The sequence below is a fragment of the Cryobacterium sp. MDB2-A-1 genome (assembly GCF_004402675.1).
GTDB lineage: Bacteria > Actinomycetota > Actinomycetes > Actinomycetales > Microbacteriaceae > Cryobacterium > Cryobacterium glucosi.
This window is the reverse complement of the sequence record NZ_SOFK01000010.1, coordinates 16,342-36,838: the sequence shown is the minus strand read 5'-3', so window position 1 is coordinate 36,838 and position 20,497 is coordinate 16,342. Positions and strand designations below refer to the sequence as shown.

The following is a 20,497-nucleotide window of genomic DNA, read 5'->3' as shown; positions in this document are numbered from 1 at the left end:
TCCGCAATGCGTGACGTCATCGAAGAACTGGTTCCCGCCTGGGAACGCGGGCGGACGGCGGCGCTCGCCACGGTCGTACGCACGTTCCACTCCGCGCCCCGGCCCGCAGGAGCATCGATGCTCGTCACGAGCGACGGCGCCGTCGTCGGCTCGGTATCGGGAGGCTGCGTCGAGGGCGCCGTCTACGAACTCGCGCAGGAGGTGATCCGCACCGGACGGCCGGCCCTCGTGCGCTACGGCATCAGCGACGACGACGCCTTCGCGGTCGGCCTGACCTGCGGCGGCATCCTCGACGTCTTCGTCGAACCGGTCTCCCGCGAGACCTTCGCGGAGCTCGACACAGTCCTGCGCGACCTCGCGACGTCCGTTCCGGTCGGTATCGTGACCGTCATCGAGCACCCCGACCCCCGCATCCTCGGCCGTCACCTCATCGTGCGCGGCGACGGGGTGACCGGAGACCTCGGTTCCGAACGGCTCACCCACGTCGTGGGCGACGATGCCCGCGGCCTCCTGGCGGCGGGACGCACCTCGACGATCGGCTACGGGCCGGACGGAGAACGCGACGGCGCTGAACTACGCGTCTTCGTCACGAGCTTCGCCCCGCGGCCACGGATGCTCGTGTTCGGCGCTGTCGACTTCGCCGCGGCCCTGACCCGGCTGGCCGACTTCCTCGGGTACCGGGTCACCGTGTGCGATGCCCGCGCCGTGTTCGCGACTCCTGCACGGTTCCCCGGAGCCGACGAGGTCGTCGTGGCCTGGCCGCACCGCTACTTCGCCGAGCAGAATGCCGCCGGCCTCCTCGACGCGCGCACCGTCGTCTGCGTGCTCACCCACGATCCGAAGTTCGACGTCCCTCTCCTCGAGCTGGCCCTCTCCGACGACAACCTCGCCTATGTCGGCGCCATGGGTTCCCTGCGCACCCACGACGACCGCCTGGACCGGCTGCGCGCGGCAGCCGTGCCCGAGGTCGCACTGGCGCGGCTGCACAGCCCGATCGGCCTCGATCTCGGCGCCCGCACGCCGGAGGAGACCGCGGTCTCGATCATGGCCGAGGTCATCTCCGGAATGTGGGGTGGCACCGGTGAACCGCTCGGCGACCGCCGGACACCGATCCACCACGACCTGGCCGCCCACGACATCGTCGACGTGCGCGACGAGGATGACGCCCGAAAGCTCGTGTGACCATGGACCAGACTCCGGGCCGTGCAGTTCGTCCCGAGATCCCCGCGAGCGTTCCGAGTCCGATCCGCACGAAGGCAGCATATGGGCCCCTGGGCCGGTGGCTCCTGGCCAACCGGGTGCAACCGGTGGGTCTCGAGAGCGCAGAGGGGACGGCATCCACCCACCCCTGGTGGCAGGTGATGTGCCTCACCGGCGTCGACTACTTCTCGACCCTCTCCTACCTGCCCGGTATCGCAGCGCTCGCCGCCGGCGCGCTCTCACCCGTTGCGACCCTGCTCATCGTCGCGCTCACCCTCCTCGGCATGCTGCCGATGTATCGCCGCGTCGCGAAGGAGAGCCCGCACGGGCAAGGGTCCGTCGCGATGCTCGAGCGGCTGCTGCCGTTCTGGCGCGGCAAGATATTCGTGCTCATCCTGCTCGGCTTCGTCGCGACCAGCTGGATCATCACGATCACGCTGTCCTCGGCGGATGCGACGGTGCACATCCTTGAGAACCCGTTTGCGCCGAGCTTCCTCGCGGGCCAGGCCGTGCCGATCACGGTCGTGCTGCTGCTCATCCTCGGCGGAGTCTTCCTGCTCGGTTTCAGCGAGGCCGTCTCCGTCGCCATTCCCCTCGTCGCGGTGTATCTGCTGCTCAATGGAGTCGTGATCGGCGTCGGACTCCACGACGCCTTCACCGAACCCGGGGTGATCGCGAACTGGACGGACGCACTCACCGCACGGGGAAGCGGTTTCGGCGATATCCTCGGGCCCGCCGTGATCGCGTTCCCGCTCCTCGTCCTCGGTCTCTCGGGTTTCGAGACCGGGGTCAGCATGATGCCGCTCGTCGCCGCGGACGGCAGGAGCCCCGAGGAACGACTCGCCTCGCGGATCCGCAACACCCGCAGGCTCCTCACGACCGCGGCCCTCATCATGAGCGTCTACCTGCTCTCGAGCAGCTTCGTGACGACCGTGCTCATCCCACCGGCCGAGTTCGAGGCGGGCGGCGCGGCGAGCGGGCGCGCGCTCGCCTTCCTCGCCCACGAGCGCGTCGGCGAGGTCTTCGGGACCGTCTATGACGTGAGCAGCATCCTGATCCTCTGGTTCGCGGGTGCGTCCGCGATGGCCGGACTGATCAATATCGTGCCGCGGTATCTGCCGTCGTACGGGATGGCGCCGGACTGAAGCCGCGCCATCCGCCCGGTCGTACTCGTGTACACCGGGGTGAGTGTGCTGATCACGATCGGTTTCCGGGCGGATGTGAACGCGCAGGCCGGCGCGTACGCGACCGGGATCCTCGCCATGATGGTGTCCGGCGCCGTCGCCGTGACCATCTCTGCCGTCCGCCGCAGGCAACGCCGCGCGAGCATCGGCTTCAGTGTCCTGTCGCTCGCGCTCCTCTACGCCCTCGGCGCGAACATCGTCGAGAAACCGGACGGGATCACGATTTCAGTGTTCTTCATCGCGGCGATCATCGCCGTGTCCCTGATCTCACGCGTGACACGGACGACCGAGCTCCGGGTGGACAGCGTCGAATTCGACGGGATGGCCCGGCAGTTCGTCGCCGATTCCCTCGTCTATGACGGCGCCCTGAACATCATCGCGAACAAGCCCCAGAGCGGCGACCGCGCCGAGTACGCGGCGAAGGAGGCCGACCAGCGTGGGATGAATCCGGTTCCCGGAACCGCGGACGTGCTCTTCCTCGAGATCGAGGTCATCGACCCCTCCGGCTTCAGCAAGATCGTGCACGTCCGGGGAGTTGAGATCGAAGGCTACCGGGTGCTGCGCGCGCAGAGCCCGGCGGCGCCGAACGCCATCGCTGCGATCCTGCTCGCCCTGCGGGATGCCTCCGGGGTACGCCCGCACGTCTACTTCGAATGGTCGGAGGGGAACCCGCTCTTCCATCTGATGCGCTACCTCCTGCTCGGCCAGGGCGACACCGCCCCCGTCGTGCGGGAGATCATGCGCGAGGTCGAACCCGACCCGCTCCGCCGTCCGGGCACCCACGTCGGCGGCGGCTGAGGGGTTCGCCGTCGACTAGGTGGCGGCGAGGATGTCGATCAGGCTGATGTCGGGGTCCCTCACGAGCAGGGTCGGACCATGTTCGGCGAGCGCTGCCGGGATGGCCCCCGTGAGGTGTGCCTGGCGATCCTCCTCGGTGTCGAAGGTATCGAAGATGCCGAACGTATCGTCATTGACCCGGAAGGCGTACCAGGTCCGGGTGCCCGGCTCGGCGGCCGCCAGTGCCTGTGCACCGGCGAGGAAATCCGCGACGGCCTGTTCCTGCCCGGCCCGGGCCTCAACGACAGCCAGCACACCGTATTTGAGCGTCATCGCATTCTCCTCTGTACGTCGGCCCGCCTGGGCGGCGGTCCCGTCGTGAGCATAGGAAGAGACGCCCGAACCGGCAAGGGGGCACTCGTCAGGAGTCAGTGTGTGAAGCCCGGATGCTGCCCCTCGACGGGCATGGGACCTTCGAGCCGGTCGAGATACGCCGTCTCCTCCTCGATCACTGTGAGCAGGCGCGCAGCGAGGTCCATGCTGAGCCCATTCCGTACGACGATCCGCTGGACGGTCATCTCGGACAGGTTGTCGGGCATCCAGTACGCGGGAACGAGCCAGCCGTGGGAGCGCAGCCGGTCCGACAGGTGGAAGAGGTTCCAGTTCCGGGTGTGGCCGGGGGTGAGGCGCCAGGCGAAGACCGGGATGTCCGACCCGTCATTCCACAGTGTGAAGGCACCGATCTTCTCGATGCCGCGCGCGAGGTACCGCGCAACGTCCTGGGCGGACTGCTGCACGGCACGGTAGCCGTCGGATCCGAGCCGAAGGAAGAGGTAGTACTGCAGGAGCACCTGCGCGCCGGGACGCGAGAAGTTGAGCGCGAACGTGGGCATGCTCCCGCCGAGGTAGCTGACATGGAAGACCAGGTCCTCTGGCAGTGAATCCTTCGACCGCCAGACGATCCAGCCCAGTCCCGGGTAGACAAGGCCGTACTTGTGCGCGGAGGTGTTGATCGAGTGCACCCGTACCAATCGGAAGTCCCACTCGAGCTCCGGCTGCAGGAAGGGTGCGATCATCCCGCCGGAGGCCGCGTCAACATGGATGGGAACGGACACTCCGGTTCGCGCCTCGATCTCGTCGAGGGCGGCGCTGATCGCCGCGACCGGCTCATAGACCCCGGTGTACGTCACACCCATGATCGCCACGACGCCGATGGTATTTTCGTCGACGTAGCTCGCCAGGTCGTGCCCGTCCAGGCTCGGATGCTCTTCGCTGATGGGCACGAATCGAGGCTCGACGTCCCAGTAGTTGCAGAATTTCTCCCAGCACACCTGTACCGCGGAACTCATCACGAGGTTCGGCTGCGCGGTCGGCTTCCCGGCCGCTCGCCTGGCCTGCTGCCAGCGGCGTTTCAGGGCGAGTCCGCCGAGCATGCAGGCCTCCGAGGAGCCGATCGTCGACGTGCCGATGGTCTCCATCGGCTCGGGCGCGTGCCAGAGGCCGGCGATCATCCGCCAGCAATACTCCTCGATCGCGGCGGTCTGCGGATACTCGTCCTTGTCGACGATGTTCTTGTCGAAGGACTCCGCGTAGAGCCGCCCGGCGTGCTCGTCCATCCAGGTTCCGACGAACGTGGCGAGGTTCAGCCGGGCGTTTCCATCGAGCATGATCTCGTCGTGGATGATCTGGTATGCCGTCTCCGGTTCCATCGGGCCCGCGCCGAGGACGTACCGCGGCGCAACGCTGTCCTCCCCCGGGCGAGAGAAGAGTGGGTTGATCTCGAAGAACTCCGGATTGAACTCTGGGTCGGCCTGCATGTGGTCCATGCTGCCGCACTCACCGCGCATCACGCTTGACCTCCCGGCTGCGTATTCACTGAGAGTCATTGCTCAGGACTATTCACCGATATATCTTTAAGCCATCGCCGATCCTCTCGACCGTCGACCACCCGCTTCCCGATTGGACACCACCATGCACAACGATTTTCGCGAACCCCAAACCCACGACTCCGGCGACCGGCACGAGCGCCGCGGCTTCGGCCGGGGCGCCGGGCCCGGTTTCGGAGCCGGTTTCGGCCCGGGCTTCGGCCCGGGCTTCGGCGGCTTCGGCCCGCGCGGCTTCATGCCGCCGGGTGCCCAGCGCAAGCTCAAGGGGGATGTCCGCCTCGCCATCCTCTCGCTGCTCTCCGAAGCGCCCTTCAACGGCTACGGACTGATCAAGGAGATCACCGAGCGCTCGGGAGGCACATGGCGCCCGAGCCCCGGATCGGTGTACCCGACGCTGCAGCAGCTCGTCGACGAGGACCTCATCGCCCCGACCGGTGACGGCACCGGCACCGAATTCCAGCTCAGCGAGCCCGGCCGCGCCTACGTCACCGAGAACGCGGACGCCCTTGCCCGCGTCTGGGACAGTTCGACGGCACGCGTCGAAGCCGAAGCGAATCTCCACGAGAGCGTCGCCAAGCTCATGGGCGTCATCCACCAACTCCGCTTCGCCGCGACCCCGGAGCAGCGCGCGAAGGCCGTCACCCAGATCGACGACCTCCGACGTTCCCTCTACGGAATCCTCGCCGACTGACGGCAAGGTCCCTGCCGGCAGTGGTTGGTGGCGACAGGGTTCAGTCGAGGTGCTCCGCGGCCGCGGCCCGGATCGCCTCGTAAATCGTCGCGAGGACGGGCGTGTGCAGCGTCCACTGCTGCCAGTAGAGCACCACATCGATGTGCCGGCCCGGCGCGAGATCGACGAGCACACCGTCGGCCTCGCCGCTGAGGATCTGCTGGTTGGGCACCATGCCCCAGCCCAGCCCGAGGCGGACGGCCTCCGCGAAGTCCGCGGACCCCGGGATCGAGTGCCGGGGAGGCGTGAGCGGCCGACGGCTCCGCCCCCGGAGGAAGCGGTCCTGCAGGTCGTCCTTGGCGTCGAACACGACCATGGGCGCGCGGGACAGCGCATCCGCTGTGGGCCCCGCGGCGAACCATCGAGCGGCGAAGCTCGGGTGCGCCATCGGCCGGTAACGCATGCTGCCGAGCCGGGTGACGGAGCAACCGTGCACCGGACGCGCGTCGGTCGTGATCGCGGCCATCACCGTTCCCGCGCGCAGCAGTTCGGCCGAGTGATCCTCGTCCTCACGGCGTACGTCGAAGGTGATCGAGTCGGGCAGGCCGGCGAGTGCCGGAAGCACCCAGGTCGCGAGCGAGTCGCTGTTGACGGCGAGCGGAACGCCCGCGCGCGCTTCCGACTCCGACCCGGAGACGACGTCCTGGACGAGAGCGTCGATCTGCCGGGCCAGCCTCAGGTACGGCAGGCCGGCATCCGTGATCTCTGTCGGTTTCGTCCGCCGCACCAGCACCCGGCCCGCGGAGGTCTCGAGGGCCTTGATCCGCTGGCTGACCGCGGACGGCGTGATGTGCAGGGTCGCGGCGGCGAGGTCGAAGGAGCCACGATCGATCGTCGCCGCGAGGGCCCTGAGCTGCGCATTGTCAATCGTCATGATTAGCCAGACTAATGCCTCCTAAGAAAGTTTCGTTGTACTCATCCTTCGCCGCCGAGGTACGGTCGGAGAATGATCCTCACCACCCTCGCCGGCCTCGGCTTCGGCCTGTCCCTCATCGTTGCGATCGGCGCCCAGAACGCCTACGTGCTCCGGCAGGGACTGCGCCGGGAACACGTGCTCGCCGTGGTGATCGTGTGCGCAGCCTCCGACGCGATCCTGATCCTGGTCGGTGTCGCCGGATTCGGGGCGCTGATCCGCACGGTGCCGTGGTTGCTCGTCGTGGTCCGGATCGTCGGTGCCGCATTCCTGCTCGGCTACGCGGCGCTCGCCGCACGTCGGGCCGTTCTCCCTCGGCCGCTCGACACCTCGGTCGTCGGCACTGCCGCGAGCCTCACCCAGGTCCTCGCGACGACCGCGGCGCTCACCTGGCTCAACCCGCATGTCTACCTCGACACCGTTGTCTTCCTCGGCTCCGTCGCCGCCGCCCACGGCGACGAACGCTGGTACTTCGGTCTCGGGGCGGTGCTCGGCAGCGTCATCTGGTTCACAGCGCTCGGTTTCGGCGCCCGGCTGCTGCGCCCGGTCTTCGGCCGGCCGGTGTCGTGGCGGATTCTCGACATCGGAATCGCGGTGATCATGACCGTGATCGCGGTGAGCCTGCTGCTCGGGATCGGAACCTGAGTCCCGGATCGGAGTGTGCCGGGCCTCATCGGCTTCACATCGGGCCCCAAGGCAACCGATAGGAACCGAACCTACGGTCGGTTCATGTCGAGGAAAGGACCCACCATGATCGCCGCCGCACTTCAGTCCCGTTCGCCCAGCGACGTCCAGGTGCGCGCGCTCTCGAGACGGGAGTGGCGGGTCAGCGACTCCCGGATCGCGAAGGACAACGCGCTGAGCGTGATCGGCTTCATCGCCAGGAACCGCGACGGCTACGAGGTCATCGAATTCGGCACCCCGGTCGCCCGGATGGTCCGGCCGGACCTCGCGAGTGCAATCTCCTGCTTCGTGAGTGAGGCCCCGCCCGCATAGGCCGACACCTCGCTCAGCGGCCACAGCAGCCTCGAAAGCGCGACAGGATAGGGAGATGACTCCTTCCCGCGCGGACCCGGAACCGCCGGTGGAGGACGAACGCACCGGTAACGGCCGATCCGAGGTGGAATCCGGTGCCCTGATCGCCGCTGCGGTCGGCGCGCTCGCGGGGCTCCTCGCTGCCGTGATCGTGTTCGGTGGCCGTGCCGTCGGCCTCGCCGGCGAAAATTCCGTCGGCGGGCTCTCGGCCCAGATCGCCGGACTGATCGGACTGCTGGTCTTCGGATGGTCCTATGTCCGTTTCACCCGGCACTCTCCGCGATGGCGCAGTCGTGCCCGCATCCGACGCATCCTCGACACCATCGGGCTGTCGGTGACCGGTGCCGCAATGGCCGGCCTCCTGATCAGCTCGGTCTACGCGGTGTTCCAGCTGGCCTTCCGCGAACTGCTGCTCGACCCGTTCGCGGCGACCCTGTTCGTCACGCTGACGGTCGCAGCGAGCACCTTCGCGCTGTTCCTCCTCGCCGCGGAGATCACGACGACCCGCCTCGCCTCACTCCTGGGCCTCTTCCTCGCCGCCGGGGTATTCTCGAGCATGCTCACGGCGGCCGACCCGCGCTGGTGGCAGGCGAACTTCAGCGCACTCGGAATGGGGGACGCAACCTCCGCATACGCGTTCAACCTGACGATCCTCCTCGCCGGACTCGTGATGACGACCCTCGCGGACTACCTGACCCTCGACCTGCGTTCGCGGCGGAGCGCCGCAGGCAGCGACCTCCGCGGCGTCCCGCTCGTGCGGATCATCATCATCATCGTCGGCGTTGCGCTCATCGGAGTCGGCCTCGTGCCCGTCGACGTCAGTTTCGTCGTGCACAACACCTTCGCGACCTCTGCCGTCGTCGGCTTCGTCGCGCTCATCGTGCTGGTCCCGCTCGTCCTGAAGGACCTCCCCCGGAGCTTCGTCGTCACGACGACGGTCTTCGTACTCGCGATCGGCGGTGCGGTGCTGCTCTGGTACCCGATCGGGTACTACAACCTCACCGCCCTCGAACTCGTCGCCGTGCTGATCGTGTTCGCGTGGTTCGTGCTGTTCGTGCGCAACGCGTCCGTCGTCGCCCCGGCAGCGGATGCCGCGGTGCCGCTGGCAGAGGCGGCTTCCGTGGCCATTGTCGGGGCGGGGGCGACGGAGGCCGCGTCGCCGCATCCGCTACCGGACGCGGCAAGAGGCGGCCGCGCCGCGGGCTGGGTCGCCCTCGGCGGGCTCATCGGCGTCGTCGGGTTCGCCATCGGTCGGCTGGGCCGCCGCTGAGGCAGTGCAGCCATCGGCGCCGAGAACGGCGCCGCAAGCACGGCGGCACCCCGACCGTCCTGTGCTCGGAATCCGCGGACCGGTTGTCAGGTCGCTTTCGCGTCAGTGGTGGCTCAGGTGGTCGTTGTCCTTCCAGATGCCGTCGCCGGGCATGTCGAGGCGGTCGGTCAGCGGCACTCGCCAGAGAGGCGTGTCGGTGGGTTCGCCCCAGTAGTCCGTGACGCGCACGGCTTCCCCGTTCTCGAGTTCGCCGATGGTCACGTTGCGGTAGAGGCGTCCGTCGCCGTAGTTGCAGGTCCACTCGACCACCAGGACATCCCCGAGGCGCAGGCGTCTGCCGACTTCCAGTGTCAGTTCCGCGAAGTTGCCCTCGACGCTGCCGATGAGTGTGCTGGTGCGCACGATTTCGCCCATTTGCGGCCATTGGCGCACGACATTCTCGGCCAGGGGTACGCCGAGAATGTAGGCCAGGCGGGTCTCGCCATTGGACTCCTGATTCGCATTCATGCAGATCACGTTCCTTCCGTGGTTCAGTTCAGTCGGCGCCTCTCACCGCGCCACATTCCGGTTGTCCGATTAAAACTCGTCCGGGGCGTTGAGGGAACGCCAGAGCTGCGCTGCAGCGTAGGTGCGGAGTGGCCGCCAGTGTCAACGGAACGGTCCTTGTCAATCGGTCAGCGCGAGGTTGCGCGGATAAGGGGTGTGAGTGATCTCCCGGACCGGAAGAACCTGGCCGGCCACGAGGCGTTGCAGGGTGAAGCGAGCAATGCGGCCTGTATGTCCGTCATCTCCGGGCCGACCGGGTTCACCCCATTCGATCTGGGTCGTGCCGGATAGCTGCAACGACTTGCCGGTCGCGAAATCAATGACCAACAGGGCGGCTTCGGGGTTGACGGTGATGTTGCCGAAACTGTTGAAGAGGTTGTTGCCCTGGTAGTCGGGCCACCACAGCCCGTGCCCGTCTATGCGGACGAACCCGGACGGACCGCCACGATGGGACGCGTCGGACCCCCGCTCGGGATTCACTGTGCCGAGGAAGAACGTGTCGGCGGCACTGATCAGCTCACGGTCTTCCATCGAGAGCGTGCTGCCGTGTCTGACGTGCTCGCTGCCCGCCCCATCGATCTCATCGGGCACGAGAACACGTTGCTGGATATATTGCGGGCAATTGCCGAAGGCCTGTTCGACGTCCACGACAAGGAGATCGCCGCCGCTCACCGTGAGTGCGCCGTTGATACGCACCCGGCGCCGGGTGGCGAATTCAACCGTGACCATCCCGATCTTCTGACCGGCCTGCAGCCCGCGGAGTGGGTCACCCGGCGGGATCACGGCATGAACGGCAACGGAGGTGTCGGACAGCACCTCCAAGAAACCGGGACGGCCGACCAGCGGGGACGTCCAGAGGCGTCCGGAGCGATCCCTCCCGGAGATGACGAGAAACGTTCGATCGCTGAGAAACCCGGCCATCCCGGCGGTCAGAGTGACAGGCCCGAGCATCCCTGACAGGCGGGCCGCGTCGATTGTGACACCGGCCTGGCGCTGCACGGCCAGTTCGCCGGCGTGAAAGCCGACGTCGGCGAGTTGGGGCGTCCCGATCATCGTCATCATCTCCTGGAGAATCGAGTCGAGGATTACAGCCCGACGACAGGCCAGTCGTTTTCCACGTGAGCGAGCACGTTGAAGTAGTTGGTCAGAATGTTCAGCGCGAGGTTCGCGACGACCTCGCCGATCTCCGCGTCGGTCACACCAGCGGCACGGGCTGCACCAAGCGCGTCATCGCCGACGTCACCGGCATTCTCCGCGATAGTGTTGGAGAGGGTCAGCAGTGCGGCCACATGCGGGTCACGTGACTGCGCTCGGCGCGCGGAGTCGAGCTCGGCAGCATCGACCTTGGCGATGTTGCCTCCGATGAAGGTATGGGCGGAGAGGCAGTACTCGCAACCGTTCAGCTGAGCGGTCGAGATAGCGAGGCGCTCGCGCACCGCAGCAGAAAGGCTGCCGGATCCGACTGCGGTGGAGAGAGCGAGGTAACCCTTCAGCAGGGTGGGGCTGTTGGCCATGACCTTGGCCATGTTCGGCACGAGACCCAGTCCCTTCTGGACCTGGTCAAGCAGGTCCCTTGCGACGCCCGTCGCGGTTTCGGGCTGGATCGGGACGATAGCAGTGATGGTGGCAGTCATGGTTCTTCTCCTCGTTTTCTAATGCATGAACTCATGTTCATCCGTGACAATTACTATCACGATCTTTCTAACGTATGCAAGTGATTTCTTCCGTGATAGTTTGTCCGCATGGGAAACAGGAGCTTGGACCGCAGCTGGGCGCTCGCCGACGAGCCGATGCCGGTCCGCCTGATGGCGACTATCTGGGCAGACACGGAGGGCCTTCACGACGACTTCGCGACACCGACAGGCGTAGACGCCTGGCTGGATGCCGTCCGCATCGATCGGGCAGGCGCGGCAACGACTCGGGACGAGTTCCTGACGGCACGGAATCTGCGAGACGCGGTGCGCCGATTGGCAGCCCACGTGACGGACGATGATCGTCGGACTGCCGAATCGCCCATGGCGAGCGTGGAGGACGCGCTGCTCACTATCAACGCCGCCGCCAACCAGCGTCCGATCCCGCAGCTGCGGCTGAGCGGAGCGGCTCTCGCGCTCTCCCCCGAATCCGCGGTTTCTCCGGTGGTTGCCGGCCTCGCCGACGTCGCCTACCACGCCCAGCACCTGCTGGGCGAAAACGGTTCGAATCTGCGGGCATGCCACGCGCCCGGATGCGTGCTCTACTTCGTGAAGACACACCCCAGACGGGAATGGTGCTCGGTCGCTTGCGGCAACCGCGCTCGCGCTGCGCGGCATTACCAATCGGTACGCTCCGCGCGTACGGCACACGAACTCACGGCTCGCTGATGCGCCCGGGCCGGAGACGATGCGCCGACGAGATGATCCTTCCGGCTGCTTTCCTCCGCCTGTGGCCTGTATGGGAAGTACGAATATGAGACTCCTCCTTGTTTCGGGCAGCACTCGGCAGTCTTCAACCAACAACGCGGCGCTGACCACGGTGCGCGACCTGGCGCCAGCAGGCTCGATCGCACTGGTGTACCAAGGCTTGTCTGCACTACCCGCCTTCAACCCGGACGATGACCACGACCCGGTTCCAGGTCCGGTCGCGGAGTTGCGACAACAGATCAACAACGCCGACGTGGTGGTGTTCAGCACGCCAGAGTATGCCGGGACACTCCCGGGCAGCTTCAAGAATCTTCTGGATTGGACTGTCGGCAGCAGCGTTCTGACCAGGAAGCCGGTCGCGTGGATCAACGTGGCCTCACCGGGACGCGGGCACGGTGCACTCGCCACATTGAGATCGGTACTCGGCTATGTCGACGCACAGGTACTCGATGGAGCGTGCATCGACCTCCCGATCGGGCGGGACCTGGTTGCAGCCGGTGCTGTCACGGCGCAGCCGGAACGCGAAGCACTGGCCCGCTGGTGGGCGACAATGCAAGAGCATTGGCCCGCGGAAGAACTCGACGAGAAGCGTTAGCGTTCGGACCGGCTTGCGCGCTCGCCACCCACTAGTACGCTGACGAGAATTCATCGATTCGGCTGGCGCAGGACGGGAACAACGATGTCAACTTTTCGGCAACTCCACTACCGTGACTCACCGCTCGTGCTACCCAATGCCTGGGACGTCGGCTCGGCCCTGGCATTCGCGGACGCCGGATTTCCGGCCGTCGGCACGACGAGCTTTGGCATCGCGGCCAGCGCCGGCCTGCCGGATGGTGGCGGGTCCAGCAAGGCGGCAACCGTCGCACTTGCGGCGCGACTGGGCCGCATGTCGGTCCACATCACAGCGGACGTCGAAGACGGCTACTCCGACGACCCAGCGGAGGTTGCGGAGTTTGTGGCCGAGCTAGAGGTCCTGGGCGTGGCCGGCGTCAATCTTGAGGACAGCCGGGATGGGCATCTCGTGGATGCATCGACGGCTGCCGCCAAAATCAGCGCCGTCAAAGACCTCAGCCCCGACATCTTCGTCAATGCGCGGGTGGACAATCTCTGGTTCGGCGAGCACGCGACTGTCGAGGCCGTCCTGCTTCGAGCACGCACCTATGCCGACGCCGGGGCCGACGGAATCTTTGTGCCCGGCCTCGTGAATCCTGAGGACATCCGGAGGATCACCGCGGTTGTGGCGCTGCCGGTCAATGTGCTCGCGCACCCCTCCCTGACTGTGGCCGAGCTCGGCGATCTGGGGGTGAAGCGTGTGAGCTCGGGGTCGCTGCCGTACCGTGCAGCCATAGACAGGGCCGTGGACACTGTCACGGCCCTGCGCGATAACCGTCAGGCACCGACCGCGACGTCCTACTGGGAAATGCAGGCTCGCCTCGTGGCTTTCAGTCGAGCCAGCGGGAACTGATCAGAAATTCAGGCCATCCTGGTCGTGGCGGGTGCACGGAGCACCTTTTCCAACGGTTTACCCTTCGCAATCTCGTCGACGAGCTTGTCGAGATAGCGAATCTTTTGCATGAGCGGGTCCTCGATGGTCTCCACGCGGATGCCGCACACCACACCGGTGATCAGCGACGCGCTGGGATTCATCGGCGCCTCTGCGAAGAACTCCTCGAACGTTGTTCCACCCTGGGCGTGACGGCGAAGCGTCGTGTCGTCGAATCCGGTCAGCCACATGATCACCTGATCGAGCTCCATCTTCGTCCTGCCCTTGCGCTCCACCTTCGCCACGTAGAGCGCATACACCGCTGTGAACTGGGTACCGAAGATCCTGGACACGATGCCAGCGTAGGCGAGGGGTGTCTCAGGGTCAATCGTCTCCGAAACCAGAACGACGCCGAGCTCTGCGCGCAATCCGTGCCCGCCGATCAGGTGACGAAAGACCCAGACCAGCATTCTTGGGCGCACGATCGCCGACCGCAGGACCGGGCGGGTCGACGACGGTAAGCAAGTCTGCTCGGTCGCCTTGTCGGATCGTTCAACCCTGCGGCCGACCGACCAAATCGACGACGGCGGACTGCCCCCGTTGATTCACAGTGAATGCCGCACGGTCATGCACAGTCCACGTGGGATGCTGATCCTGTGGATCTGAACACAGATGCCGACACGCCGGCCGTTATCATCCGGCCATATTGTCAAGCGGATGCCACAGACACGTTAGCGATCTTCCTTGCCGCAGTGACAGAAACCGCTGCCGCCGACTACTCGCGGGAGCAGATTCAGGCGTGGGCGCGGCCAGAAGCGCGCGAGCTGTCCGCTTGGCATACGGCGATGCAGGCGCGGAACAGTTGTGTGGCAACCGTGGATGGTGCGCCGGCGGGTTTCTCCGACGTGGACGCTGAGGGACATATCGACATGATGTTCGTCGCCCCTCGCTACCTGGGACGCGGGGTGGCACGGCAACTGATCGGCCACGTGGAGGCCCGCGCGCGCCAGGAGCAGCTGACAGAGCTGACAGCTGACGTCAGCATTACAGCCCGCCCCTTCTTTGAGCGCTCCGGATTCACCGTCGAGGCAGAACAACATCCGGTGACGGCCGGCGTGCAGCTGACCAATTTCAAGATGAAGAAGAAGCTAGTCGGCGGCGAGGTGTCCCTCAGCGGGCAGCTTGTTTGTCGCACCCAGGACCAAGCGGAAACTGTCCGGGAATACCTGCAACTGCACCTTGCCCTCACCCGCGCCGAACCGGGATGCCTGTCGTTCAACGTCACCCGGACGAGCAATCCCCTGGTGTGGCAGGTTGAAGAGCGCTTTGAGCACGCATCCGCCTTCGAAGCCCACCAGGAACGTGTCGCCAGCAGCGAGTGGGGTCACGCCACCGCGGGAATCGAACGCCGCTACTCCGTGATCGGACTCTAGCCGCTCGCCCGTCGCAACAGCTCCCCCGGCACCACATGTGGGCAACCTCGAGCCTCCGCAATTCACGCTTGGTGCATGTCACTCAGGGCAGAGAATCGATCGTCAACTTCCAGCCAATCCATCGGTCCTGGTCGATCGCACTTCCGCGCTGAAATGTCACCGTGGCCGTCCGGCTACCGGAGACCCTGCTCTGTCGAGCTACTGCCCAAGGCGGCCTGAATCCTCCGAATGATCGACCCGAGGATGCCCGACGCGAGAAGACCTGAACCGAGTGGGCCCGCGGAATCCTCACCAAGGGGCGGCAACTGCCGAAGCGCCGCCCTGACTTGGGCATTCATGTGCTCGAGCTGCCAGGAGACCTCATCGGAGACTGCCGTCGCCTGATCAGCGGCGGCTAGCCCGGCGGCTTTCGCTGCGTATGCGGCTGCGCCGAGTGCGTGCGCGCCCATGTGCGCGACGCCGGAAGCTTGTCCGGCAGCCCGAGCAGCTGCCACTGCCGAGGGAGAGTTCACTGCCTGCGCGGCCCGACCAGCAACGAAGCGCCTGCGAATTTCACCGGCGGTATCAAGATCACCCTGAGCAAATGCCCGAGTACGAGCGATGGCATCACGTGGCCGGCCGTCCGTTGGCGCCTCCGTTTCGAAATGGACCAAGACTCTCTCAGCACAGTCAGCAGCCCAGGTTGCGACGAGGCGTCGGTCAGCTTCGCTGAGTGACTGCGGGGAAGGCACGTCTCACCTGCTCGTGCGGCCGTGCCCCGGCCGTCGCAGGCCGAGCCAAATCAGGATGATGCCAACGATTGCGAGGATGAGCCCGATGGAAAGCCACATCCGGCTACCTGTCATGAAACTTCCCGGGATCAGATTCATGCCCTGCCCGGTCCAGACGCCACCAAGGATCAGAGCGATCACGCCGACGGCGATGAGGGCGATGCGTCCGCTACGGCTAGTCACGTCTCCCAACGTACCCCGGCTGACACGCACGTCGCCCGGTTGAGGTTCCCCAGGAAACGGGGAATCCATCGAGATCAGGTCTCGGAGCGAATGACAGAAACTCCGCAGTTAGGGTTCACGGGTTCCAGTGAACAGGTGGTCTCATGCAGCTCCAGGAGTGTCCTGTTCTGTGAGAACTTACAACTGACACAACCCCTGAGCAGAGTCATCTAGTCGAGGGGCTCCACCCATTCAGACCGCCATCCGGGTGCCTCCGACTTTCGCGTGTAATAGCGGGTATCCCGGATGATCGACCCGTCCGCTCCGAACTCCAGGATGACCACCACGTGCCACACATCCCCGGCATAGTCATTCGTCCCCTCGACGACCCAGATTTGCCCCGACCCCACGACTCGGCGCAGGGTGATCGAGGGGGGAACAGGAAAAGCCTCCTGCATTGCCCGCATGGCCTCACGTCCACGGATGCGCTCCCCCGACTGCGGCATCTCCATCACGTAGGCCTCATCACGAAGCCGAAACTCAGCGTCAGGTGAGAGCCCCTCCTTGGTGAGGCCGAACAAACGCTCGAGGCCCTCGCGCATGGCCTCCGGATCGTTGTCTGTGATTGCCCGCAGAAAAGATTCGCGCACATCGAGGTCGCTCATTCTTCCTCCCGGTCAACGTTGAAACTCGACTACGAGCATTCTGCTCCTCTGCCGAGGAAGCGGCACGCTCGTCGTGCCTAACGGCGTCGGTGTGCTCCGGCAGGCGCATCCCAAGACGTTCATTGGCGGCCCCGGCTGCGAACGCGCTCCCACTCTGACGGAGTCAGCTCGCCCGGTTTGGACCACACCTGGTTGGAGACGCCCAGACAGCCGAGGTCGTGCACGTATCCCACTCGTCGAAGCGTTCGGAGGTTACCGGCGTCGAGTCCCAACAATTCACCTGCCTTCGCCGACAGCGTGGCCACGCGCCGGGAGTGGCCGAAGGCGAAGGGGCACTTGAGGTCAACGAAGTCGCCTATCGCGCACACCAACCGGTCGAGACTCTCGTCGGTGAGTCGGACCTCCCGATCGGGTGCATAGCCAAGAGCATCACTCCAGGAGTCACCGGCGGGCACGGGCGCAAAGATCTCGTCGGGCGAGCCAAGCGCAGCATCGACGACGTCGGGATCGAGGTGTCCGCCCCGCCTGCTTCTGGCCATCGCGATCACGGCGTCGAGCCCGGATATCCGGTAGTGAACTTCGGCGACATCCGCGAACTGGGCGACTCTCATTTCGATCGGGATCTTGTCGCAGGAAACTGCCGCCGGCAGGCCCTCGCCGTCGAATCGCTCGAAGGTGTACGCGAGCGTGTTCTCGACATCCGCGGAAAGCCCAATCTGCCGGCCCAGGGCAGCTGCCGAGGTGCAGTGCGAGTGGATCAGGCTCGCGAGTTGGCCACGGGTATCCCGGAGCAGAGTGCCCATCACCTTGAGCCGTTGCGGGAGGGATTCGCCCTTTGCGATGTTGCCTAGCAGGAATCGCATGTAGGGCATGCCTGACCAGTCGACCAGATACGCCTTTGCAGGTCCCCTGGGACAGAGGCTCAACTTCCAGTGACAGTCACCCACACCTCGGCGAGAGGAATGAAGCCTTCACGACTCTCGAGTCGACCACGGCGCCTGTGTCTCAGCGCTCCTCGCTTCCCAGATCAATGCGTTCCGCAATCTCGGAAACGTCGTCAAGCCGCCCGGAAGAAACGTCCATGATGAATTCATAGGCCTCATCATTCGACCAGGTCAGCCGTCTTCCATTCATACCGAGGAAAGCGAGCAGAGCAGCGAGACTCAGGCGTTTATTGCCGTCAATCAAGCCGTGGTTGCGGGCCAAGGAGTGCGTCAGCGCCGCGGCCTTCTCGTTGAGGCTTCCGTAGGCATCCCTTCCGAATGCGCTCGCGCGCGGACGGGCCAGCGCCGACTCAAGCAGCCCCTGGTCACGGACCGGCATGTCTCCTCCGAGGGCCCGCTGCCCGACGTAGAGGAGATCAGCGTAGGTGAGATAGATCACTTTCCCAGGCGTTCAAGCGCTTCGGCGTAGCGCGGGAGCTCCTCGTCAAGGACACTACCCAGAAGGTCCTGTCGGCTGTGGTTCTCGACGTATTCACGCACCGCCTGCTTGGCGATGTCCTGCATGGACCGCCTCTCGTACTCGGCACGGCGACGCAGAGCGTCCGCCTCGTCATCGGTCAAGCGAAGGGTCATTGGCATGGACACACGGTATCACCCGTGACACCGTTCTCGATAGCGTCCCGATAGGGGTTGGGCTCGCGGGCCACGCAGCGGAACCTTTCAGTTGCCTGACCTGCACGGATCGGACAATCGTCGCTGGCTCGCCGCTTGACGTTGCCCGAGCATCCAGCCGGCACCGAATGCGAGCACTGCCAGCCCGACAATGAACAGCGCGATCCCGATCTGACTCCGTGGCGCGAACTGTAGGCCTCGTGGAGAGAACGTCGCGTTGCTGAGCGGCGCGCGTGTCGCTGTGCCGAGCATCACCTCGATGATGTCCACCCGTAGGTGTTCGAGGTCACTCCAGACCGAGCGAACTCGGTCGCGCATCTTCTCCATGAGCGCCGTCAGTAGGCGGGCACTTCGGAATAAACAATGGATAGAGACTGCATGCATCAAGTCTCGCCCCTTCTGTGAGGACAAGAAAACCTGATCAAACCATACTTTGGAGTAGGGCGGCCGGGACTTGAACCCGGGACCGACGGATTGCGTTGGGCGCTTCTTGGCCAAGCGACTCAGCTTTCGAAACCTAGACTCATCTTGACTGATCTCGATCTGATCAAGAGTTCCTTGCGATGTTTGGAACATACTTTATCGCAACCCCTCGGCCCGCCTCGGCCGGTCTCGAGGCAATAAACGTTGAATAAACGTGCACGCATCAATTCCCCATTTCTCTCAGGCTGTCGCTGAAAGTCGTGCGGCTGCCCGATCTTGCACGGGGCGGAGATTCTTACCTGACTAGTTGAAGACCATTCAACCGTCGACCAGAATCGATTGTCCGGTGATGTAGTTGGAGTCGGGTCCGGCCAGGAAAGAGACGACGCCTGCGACGTCGGCGACCTCGGCAAGGCGATTCAGGGCGATACCCCTAGTGAACCGCTCCCATCCCCACGCCTCCGGCTTTTCATCTGGCACGAGGCCTGACATCGATCTGCTCAATGCAGACCCGAAACGCCGCGGACGCCGTCGATGACTCGTTGGCGCTTACCCGATCGCGTCAGCGACCGATGCCCTGAGCGCGGGCACTAAGTCAGCCTCGAACCATGGATTGCGCGCTTGCCAACGGAAGTTGAGCGGGGACGGGTGCACCACGGGAAACACCTCGGGCAGGTACTCTCGAAACGCTCGGACGTTCTCGGTGAGGTTGCTCTTGGCTCGGCCGACCAGATACTGGTCTTGCGCGTACTTGCCGACGAGCAATGTCAAACGAATCCGCGGCAGCTGGCTCAAGATGAGCGGATGCCATCTCGGTGCGAAGTCTTTTCGGGGTGGCAAGTCCCCGCTGGTGCCTTTGCCGGGGTAGTAGAAGTCCATCGGCAGGATCGCGAACAGCTCGGGGTCTCGGAATTGAGTCTCTGTCACACCCAGCCACATCATGAGCTTTGCGCCACTTGCGTCGTCCCAGGGGATGCCGGAGGCTTGCGCCCTCTGGCCAGGCGCCTGACCGATGATCACGATCCGAGCGGCAGGGTCAGCAACGAACAAAGGCCCCACGCCTTGCTTCGCCCAGTCCGAATTCGCGGGATCCGTGTTGATGGCCCGCCGGATCTCCTCAATAGTCACGTGTTGTTCCAGATGTCGCGTTCTCGATGGGCGAAAGTGGCGAAGCCGATCGGGTCGCGGTTCAAGACTTCGCGGACGGTTTCGGTGCGACCGGCGGCGAGTCCGAGCCGGGCGGTGGTGTAGATGGCCGTCGTGACGGCGACCAGCCCCCATGGCATCCCCAAAATGCGGCGTGCGTGACGAACGTAGCGAAACATCCCTGGTCGGGCATAACGGATGGGGCGGCCGAGTTCCCGGGTGAGGATCCCGGCGATCTGGTCATACGTGAGCGCTTCATCTCCGGTCACCGTCAACGCAGCGTTGGCATAGGAGAGCGGGTCCAGAAGTGCGGCCGCGGCCACCGCGCCAACGTCTTCGGCGTCCACGAACGCGGTCGCGCCCCGGCCGGCGGGAACCATGATCTCGTTCCGATCGCGGATGTCGGTCAGGTGGGTGGTCGTGAGGTTTTGATGGAAGAAGGACGCGCGCACAAACGTCCACGAAATGCCCGAGGCGCGCAACCACGACTCGATCGCAGCATGGGGCACGATCTTGTTCCCTTCGGCACCCTGTAGCGAGAGGAACACCATCTGCTGGACGCCGTGGTCACGGGCATAGTCAAGGGCGGGGACCATTTGGGTCTTCGGCTTCCCGAGCTGCGGCGGACGCATAAGAAACATGCTGTGAACCCCCTCGAACGCCGAGGCCCAGGTTGACTCATCCGTGAAGTCCAGCGGAACGGCCTGCACGCGGTCGCCGAACATCCGGGAAACGGACTCAGCGGTACGACCGGCAGCTCGCACAGGCCGCCCCGCGGCCAGGAGCCGCTCCACAACGACCCTGCCCACGTTCCCGGTCGCGCCCGTGACCAGAATCACTTCGCCTGCCATCGGGTTCC

Annotated in this window: 26 protein-coding genes and 1 pseudogene; 10 read left to right on the top strand and 17 right to left on the bottom strand. The window is 65.3% G+C overall.

The window, feature by feature from the left end; translation table 11 throughout:
- The first annotated feature begins 6 nt into the window (after positions 1-6).
- The gene (locus E3O39_RS01500; RefSeq protein WP_134446455.1) at positions 7-1,182 is read left to right on the top strand and encodes an XdhC family protein; all 1,176 of its coding nucleotides are present in this window, start codon (positions 7-9) and stop codon (positions 1,180-1,182) included.
- A gap of 2 nt (positions 1,183-1,184) precedes the next feature.
- Positions 1,185-3,182: pseudogene (locus E3O39_RS19805) on the top strand (amino acid transporter).
- Between the two features lie 15 nt (positions 3,183-3,197).
- On the opposite strand, the gene E3O39_RS01490 reads toward E3O39_RS19805, so the two are convergent.
- Together E3O39_RS01490 and E3O39_RS01485 are read right to left on the bottom strand one after the other, a co-directional pair.
- Positions 3,198-3,494 (bottom strand): putative quinol monooxygenase, encoded by a 297-nt coding sequence (locus E3O39_RS01490; protein ID WP_134446454.1) that lies wholly within the window; start codon positions 3,492-3,494, stop codon positions 3,198-3,200.
- A gap of 95 nt (positions 3,495-3,589) precedes the next feature.
- Positions 3,590-4,987 (bottom strand): glutamate decarboxylase, encoded by a 1,398-nt coding sequence (locus tag E3O39_RS01485; RefSeq protein ID WP_370294581.1) that lies wholly within the window; start codon positions 4,985-4,987, stop codon positions 3,590-3,592.
- 145 nt (positions 4,988-5,132) lie between these two features.
- Here E3O39_RS01485 and E3O39_RS01480 point away from each other — a divergent pair, with 145 nt between their 5' ends.
- Positions 5,133-5,738, top strand: a complete 606-nt coding sequence (locus E3O39_RS01480) for a PadR family transcriptional regulator (protein ID WP_134446453.1) — start codon at positions 5,133-5,135, stop codon at positions 5,736-5,738.
- A 40-nt stretch (positions 5,739-5,778) separates the two neighbouring features.
- On the opposite strand, the gene E3O39_RS01475 is transcribed toward E3O39_RS01480, so the two are convergent.
- On the bottom strand, positions 5,779-6,651 hold the full coding sequence (locus E3O39_RS01475; RefSeq protein ID WP_174774825.1) for a LysR family transcriptional regulator ArgP: 873 nt from the start codon (positions 6,649-6,651) through the stop codon (positions 5,779-5,781).
- 72 nt (positions 6,652-6,723) lie between these two features.
- On the opposite strand from E3O39_RS01475, the gene E3O39_RS01470 reads away from it, so the two are divergent.
- The 3 genes from E3O39_RS01470 to E3O39_RS01460 all read left to right on the top strand — a co-directional run bounded on the left by E3O39_RS01470 (position 6,724) and on the right by E3O39_RS01460 (position 8,995).
- On the top strand, positions 6,724-7,335 hold the full coding sequence (locus tag E3O39_RS01470) for a LysE/ArgO family amino acid transporter (protein WP_134446451.1): 612 nt from the start codon (positions 6,724-6,726) through the stop codon (positions 7,333-7,335).
- 84 nt (positions 7,336-7,419) lie between these two features.
- Entirely contained in the window at positions 7,420-7,686 is a 267-nt protein-coding gene (locus E3O39_RS01465; protein ID WP_134446450.1) for a hypothetical protein, read from the top strand.
- Between the two features lie 55 nt (positions 7,687-7,741).
- On the top strand, positions 7,742-8,995 hold the full coding sequence (locus E3O39_RS01460; RefSeq protein ID WP_134446449.1) for a hypothetical protein: 1,254 nt from the start codon (positions 7,742-7,744) through the stop codon (positions 8,993-8,995).
- 102 nt (positions 8,996-9,097) lie between these two features.
- Here E3O39_RS01460 and E3O39_RS01455 read toward each other — a convergent pair whose 3' ends face one another.
- The 3 genes from E3O39_RS01455 to E3O39_RS01445 all read right to left on the bottom strand — a co-directional run bounded on the left by E3O39_RS01455 (position 9,098) and on the right by E3O39_RS01445 (position 11,175).
- On the bottom strand, positions 9,098-9,502 hold the full coding sequence (locus E3O39_RS01455; protein WP_134446448.1) for a hypothetical protein: 405 nt from the start codon (positions 9,500-9,502) through the stop codon (positions 9,098-9,100).
- A 159-nt stretch (positions 9,503-9,661) separates the two neighbouring features.
- Positions 9,662-10,603, bottom strand: a complete 942-nt coding sequence (locus E3O39_RS01450) for a pyridoxamine 5'-phosphate oxidase family protein (protein ID WP_241984940.1) — start codon at positions 10,601-10,603, stop codon at positions 9,662-9,664.
- A gap of 23 nt (positions 10,604-10,626) precedes the next feature.
- Positions 10,627-11,175 (bottom strand): carboxymuconolactone decarboxylase family protein, encoded by a 549-nt coding sequence (locus tag E3O39_RS01445; protein WP_134446447.1) that lies wholly within the window; start codon positions 11,173-11,175, stop codon positions 10,627-10,629.
- 123 nt (positions 11,176-11,298) lie between these two features.
- Here E3O39_RS01445 and E3O39_RS01440 point away from each other — a divergent pair, with 123 nt between their 5' ends.
- From E3O39_RS01440 to E3O39_RS01430, 3 genes are all read left to right on the top strand, one after another.
- Positions 11,299-11,901, top strand: coding sequence for a CGNR zinc finger domain-containing protein (locus tag E3O39_RS01440; RefSeq protein WP_198413352.1), 603 nt, complete (start codon positions 11,299-11,301; stop codon positions 11,899-11,901).
- A gap of 85 nt (positions 11,902-11,986) precedes the next feature.
- Positions 11,987-12,535: an NADPH-dependent FMN reductase gene (locus E3O39_RS01435; RefSeq protein ID WP_198413351.1), complete on the top strand. Its 549-nt coding sequence runs from the start codon at positions 11,987-11,989 to the stop codon at positions 12,533-12,535.
- A gap of 84 nt (positions 12,536-12,619) precedes the next feature.
- Positions 12,620-13,405, top strand: a complete 786-nt coding sequence (locus tag E3O39_RS01430; RefSeq protein ID WP_134446444.1) for an isocitrate lyase/phosphoenolpyruvate mutase family protein — start codon at positions 12,620-12,622, stop codon at positions 13,403-13,405.
- 8 nt (positions 13,406-13,413) lie between these two features.
- Here E3O39_RS01430 and E3O39_RS01425 read toward each other — a convergent pair whose 3' ends face one another.
- Complete coding sequence (locus E3O39_RS01425) at positions 13,414-13,776, bottom strand: DUF2200 domain-containing protein (RefSeq protein WP_134446613.1); 363 nt, start codon at positions 13,774-13,776, stop codon at positions 13,414-13,416.
- Between the two features lie 303 nt (positions 13,777-14,079).
- Here E3O39_RS01425 and E3O39_RS19380 point away from each other — a divergent pair, with 303 nt between their 5' ends.
- The gene (locus E3O39_RS19380) at positions 14,080-14,856 is read left to right on the top strand and encodes a GNAT family N-acetyltransferase (RefSeq protein ID WP_241984939.1); all 777 of its coding nucleotides are present in this window, start codon (positions 14,080-14,082) and stop codon (positions 14,854-14,856) included.
- 173 nt (positions 14,857-15,029) lie between these two features.
- On the opposite strand, the gene E3O39_RS19375 is transcribed toward E3O39_RS19380, so the two are convergent.
- The 10 genes from E3O39_RS19375 to E3O39_RS19370 form a co-directional block, all read right to left on the bottom strand.
- The gene (locus tag E3O39_RS19375) at positions 15,030-15,587 is read right to left on the bottom strand and encodes a putative immunity protein (RefSeq protein WP_134446442.1); all 558 of its coding nucleotides are present in this window, start codon (positions 15,585-15,587) and stop codon (positions 15,030-15,032) included.
- 3 nt (positions 15,588-15,590) lie between these two features.
- On the bottom strand, positions 15,591-15,809 hold the full coding sequence (locus E3O39_RS01410) for a hypothetical protein (protein ID WP_198413350.1): 219 nt from the start codon (positions 15,807-15,809) through the stop codon (positions 15,591-15,593).
- 209 nt (positions 15,810-16,018) lie between these two features.
- Positions 16,019-16,453 carry a nuclear transport factor 2 family protein gene (locus tag E3O39_RS01405; protein ID WP_134446441.1) on the bottom strand — a complete coding sequence of 145 codons (435 nt, stop codon included), beginning with the start codon at positions 16,451-16,453 and terminating at the stop codon, positions 16,019-16,021.
- Between the two features lie 119 nt (positions 16,454-16,572).
- Positions 16,573-17,325 carry an HD-GYP domain-containing protein gene (locus tag E3O39_RS01400; RefSeq protein WP_134446440.1) on the bottom strand — a complete coding sequence of 251 codons (753 nt, stop codon included), beginning with the start codon at positions 17,323-17,325 and terminating at the stop codon, positions 16,573-16,575.
- 133 nt (positions 17,326-17,458) lie between these two features.
- Positions 17,459-17,836 carry a type II toxin-antitoxin system death-on-curing family toxin gene (locus tag E3O39_RS01395; protein ID WP_134446439.1) on the bottom strand — a complete coding sequence of 126 codons (378 nt, stop codon included), beginning with the start codon at positions 17,834-17,836 and terminating at the stop codon, positions 17,459-17,461.
- Entirely contained in the window at positions 17,833-18,036 is a 204-nt protein-coding gene (locus tag E3O39_RS01390; protein ID WP_174774583.1) for a ribbon-helix-helix protein, CopG family, read from the bottom strand. Before E3O39_RS01390 ends, E3O39_RS01395 begins: the two co-directional genes overlap by 4 nt.
- An 81-nt stretch (positions 18,037-18,117) precedes the next feature.
- Complete coding sequence (locus E3O39_RS01385; protein ID WP_134446438.1) at positions 18,118-18,396, bottom strand: hypothetical protein; 279 nt, start codon at positions 18,394-18,396, stop codon at positions 18,118-18,120.
- 414 nt (positions 18,397-18,810) lie between these two features.
- Positions 18,811-18,984 carry an SDR family oxidoreductase gene (locus E3O39_RS01380; protein WP_134446437.1) on the bottom strand — a complete coding sequence of 58 codons (174 nt, stop codon included), beginning with the start codon at positions 18,982-18,984 and terminating at the stop codon, positions 18,811-18,813.
- Between the two features lie 57 nt (positions 18,985-19,041).
- Complete coding sequence (locus E3O39_RS01375; protein ID WP_241984938.1) at positions 19,042-19,620, bottom strand: uracil-DNA glycosylase family protein; 579 nt, start codon at positions 19,618-19,620, stop codon at positions 19,042-19,044.
- A complete protein-coding gene (locus tag E3O39_RS19370) occupies positions 19,617-20,489 on the bottom strand; it encodes an NmrA family NAD(P)-binding protein (RefSeq protein ID WP_135100962.1) in 873 nt (290 codons plus the stop codon). The genes E3O39_RS01375 and E3O39_RS19370 overlap by 4 nt, the downstream gene beginning before the upstream one ends.
- Positions 20,490-20,497 lie beyond the last annotated feature (8 nt).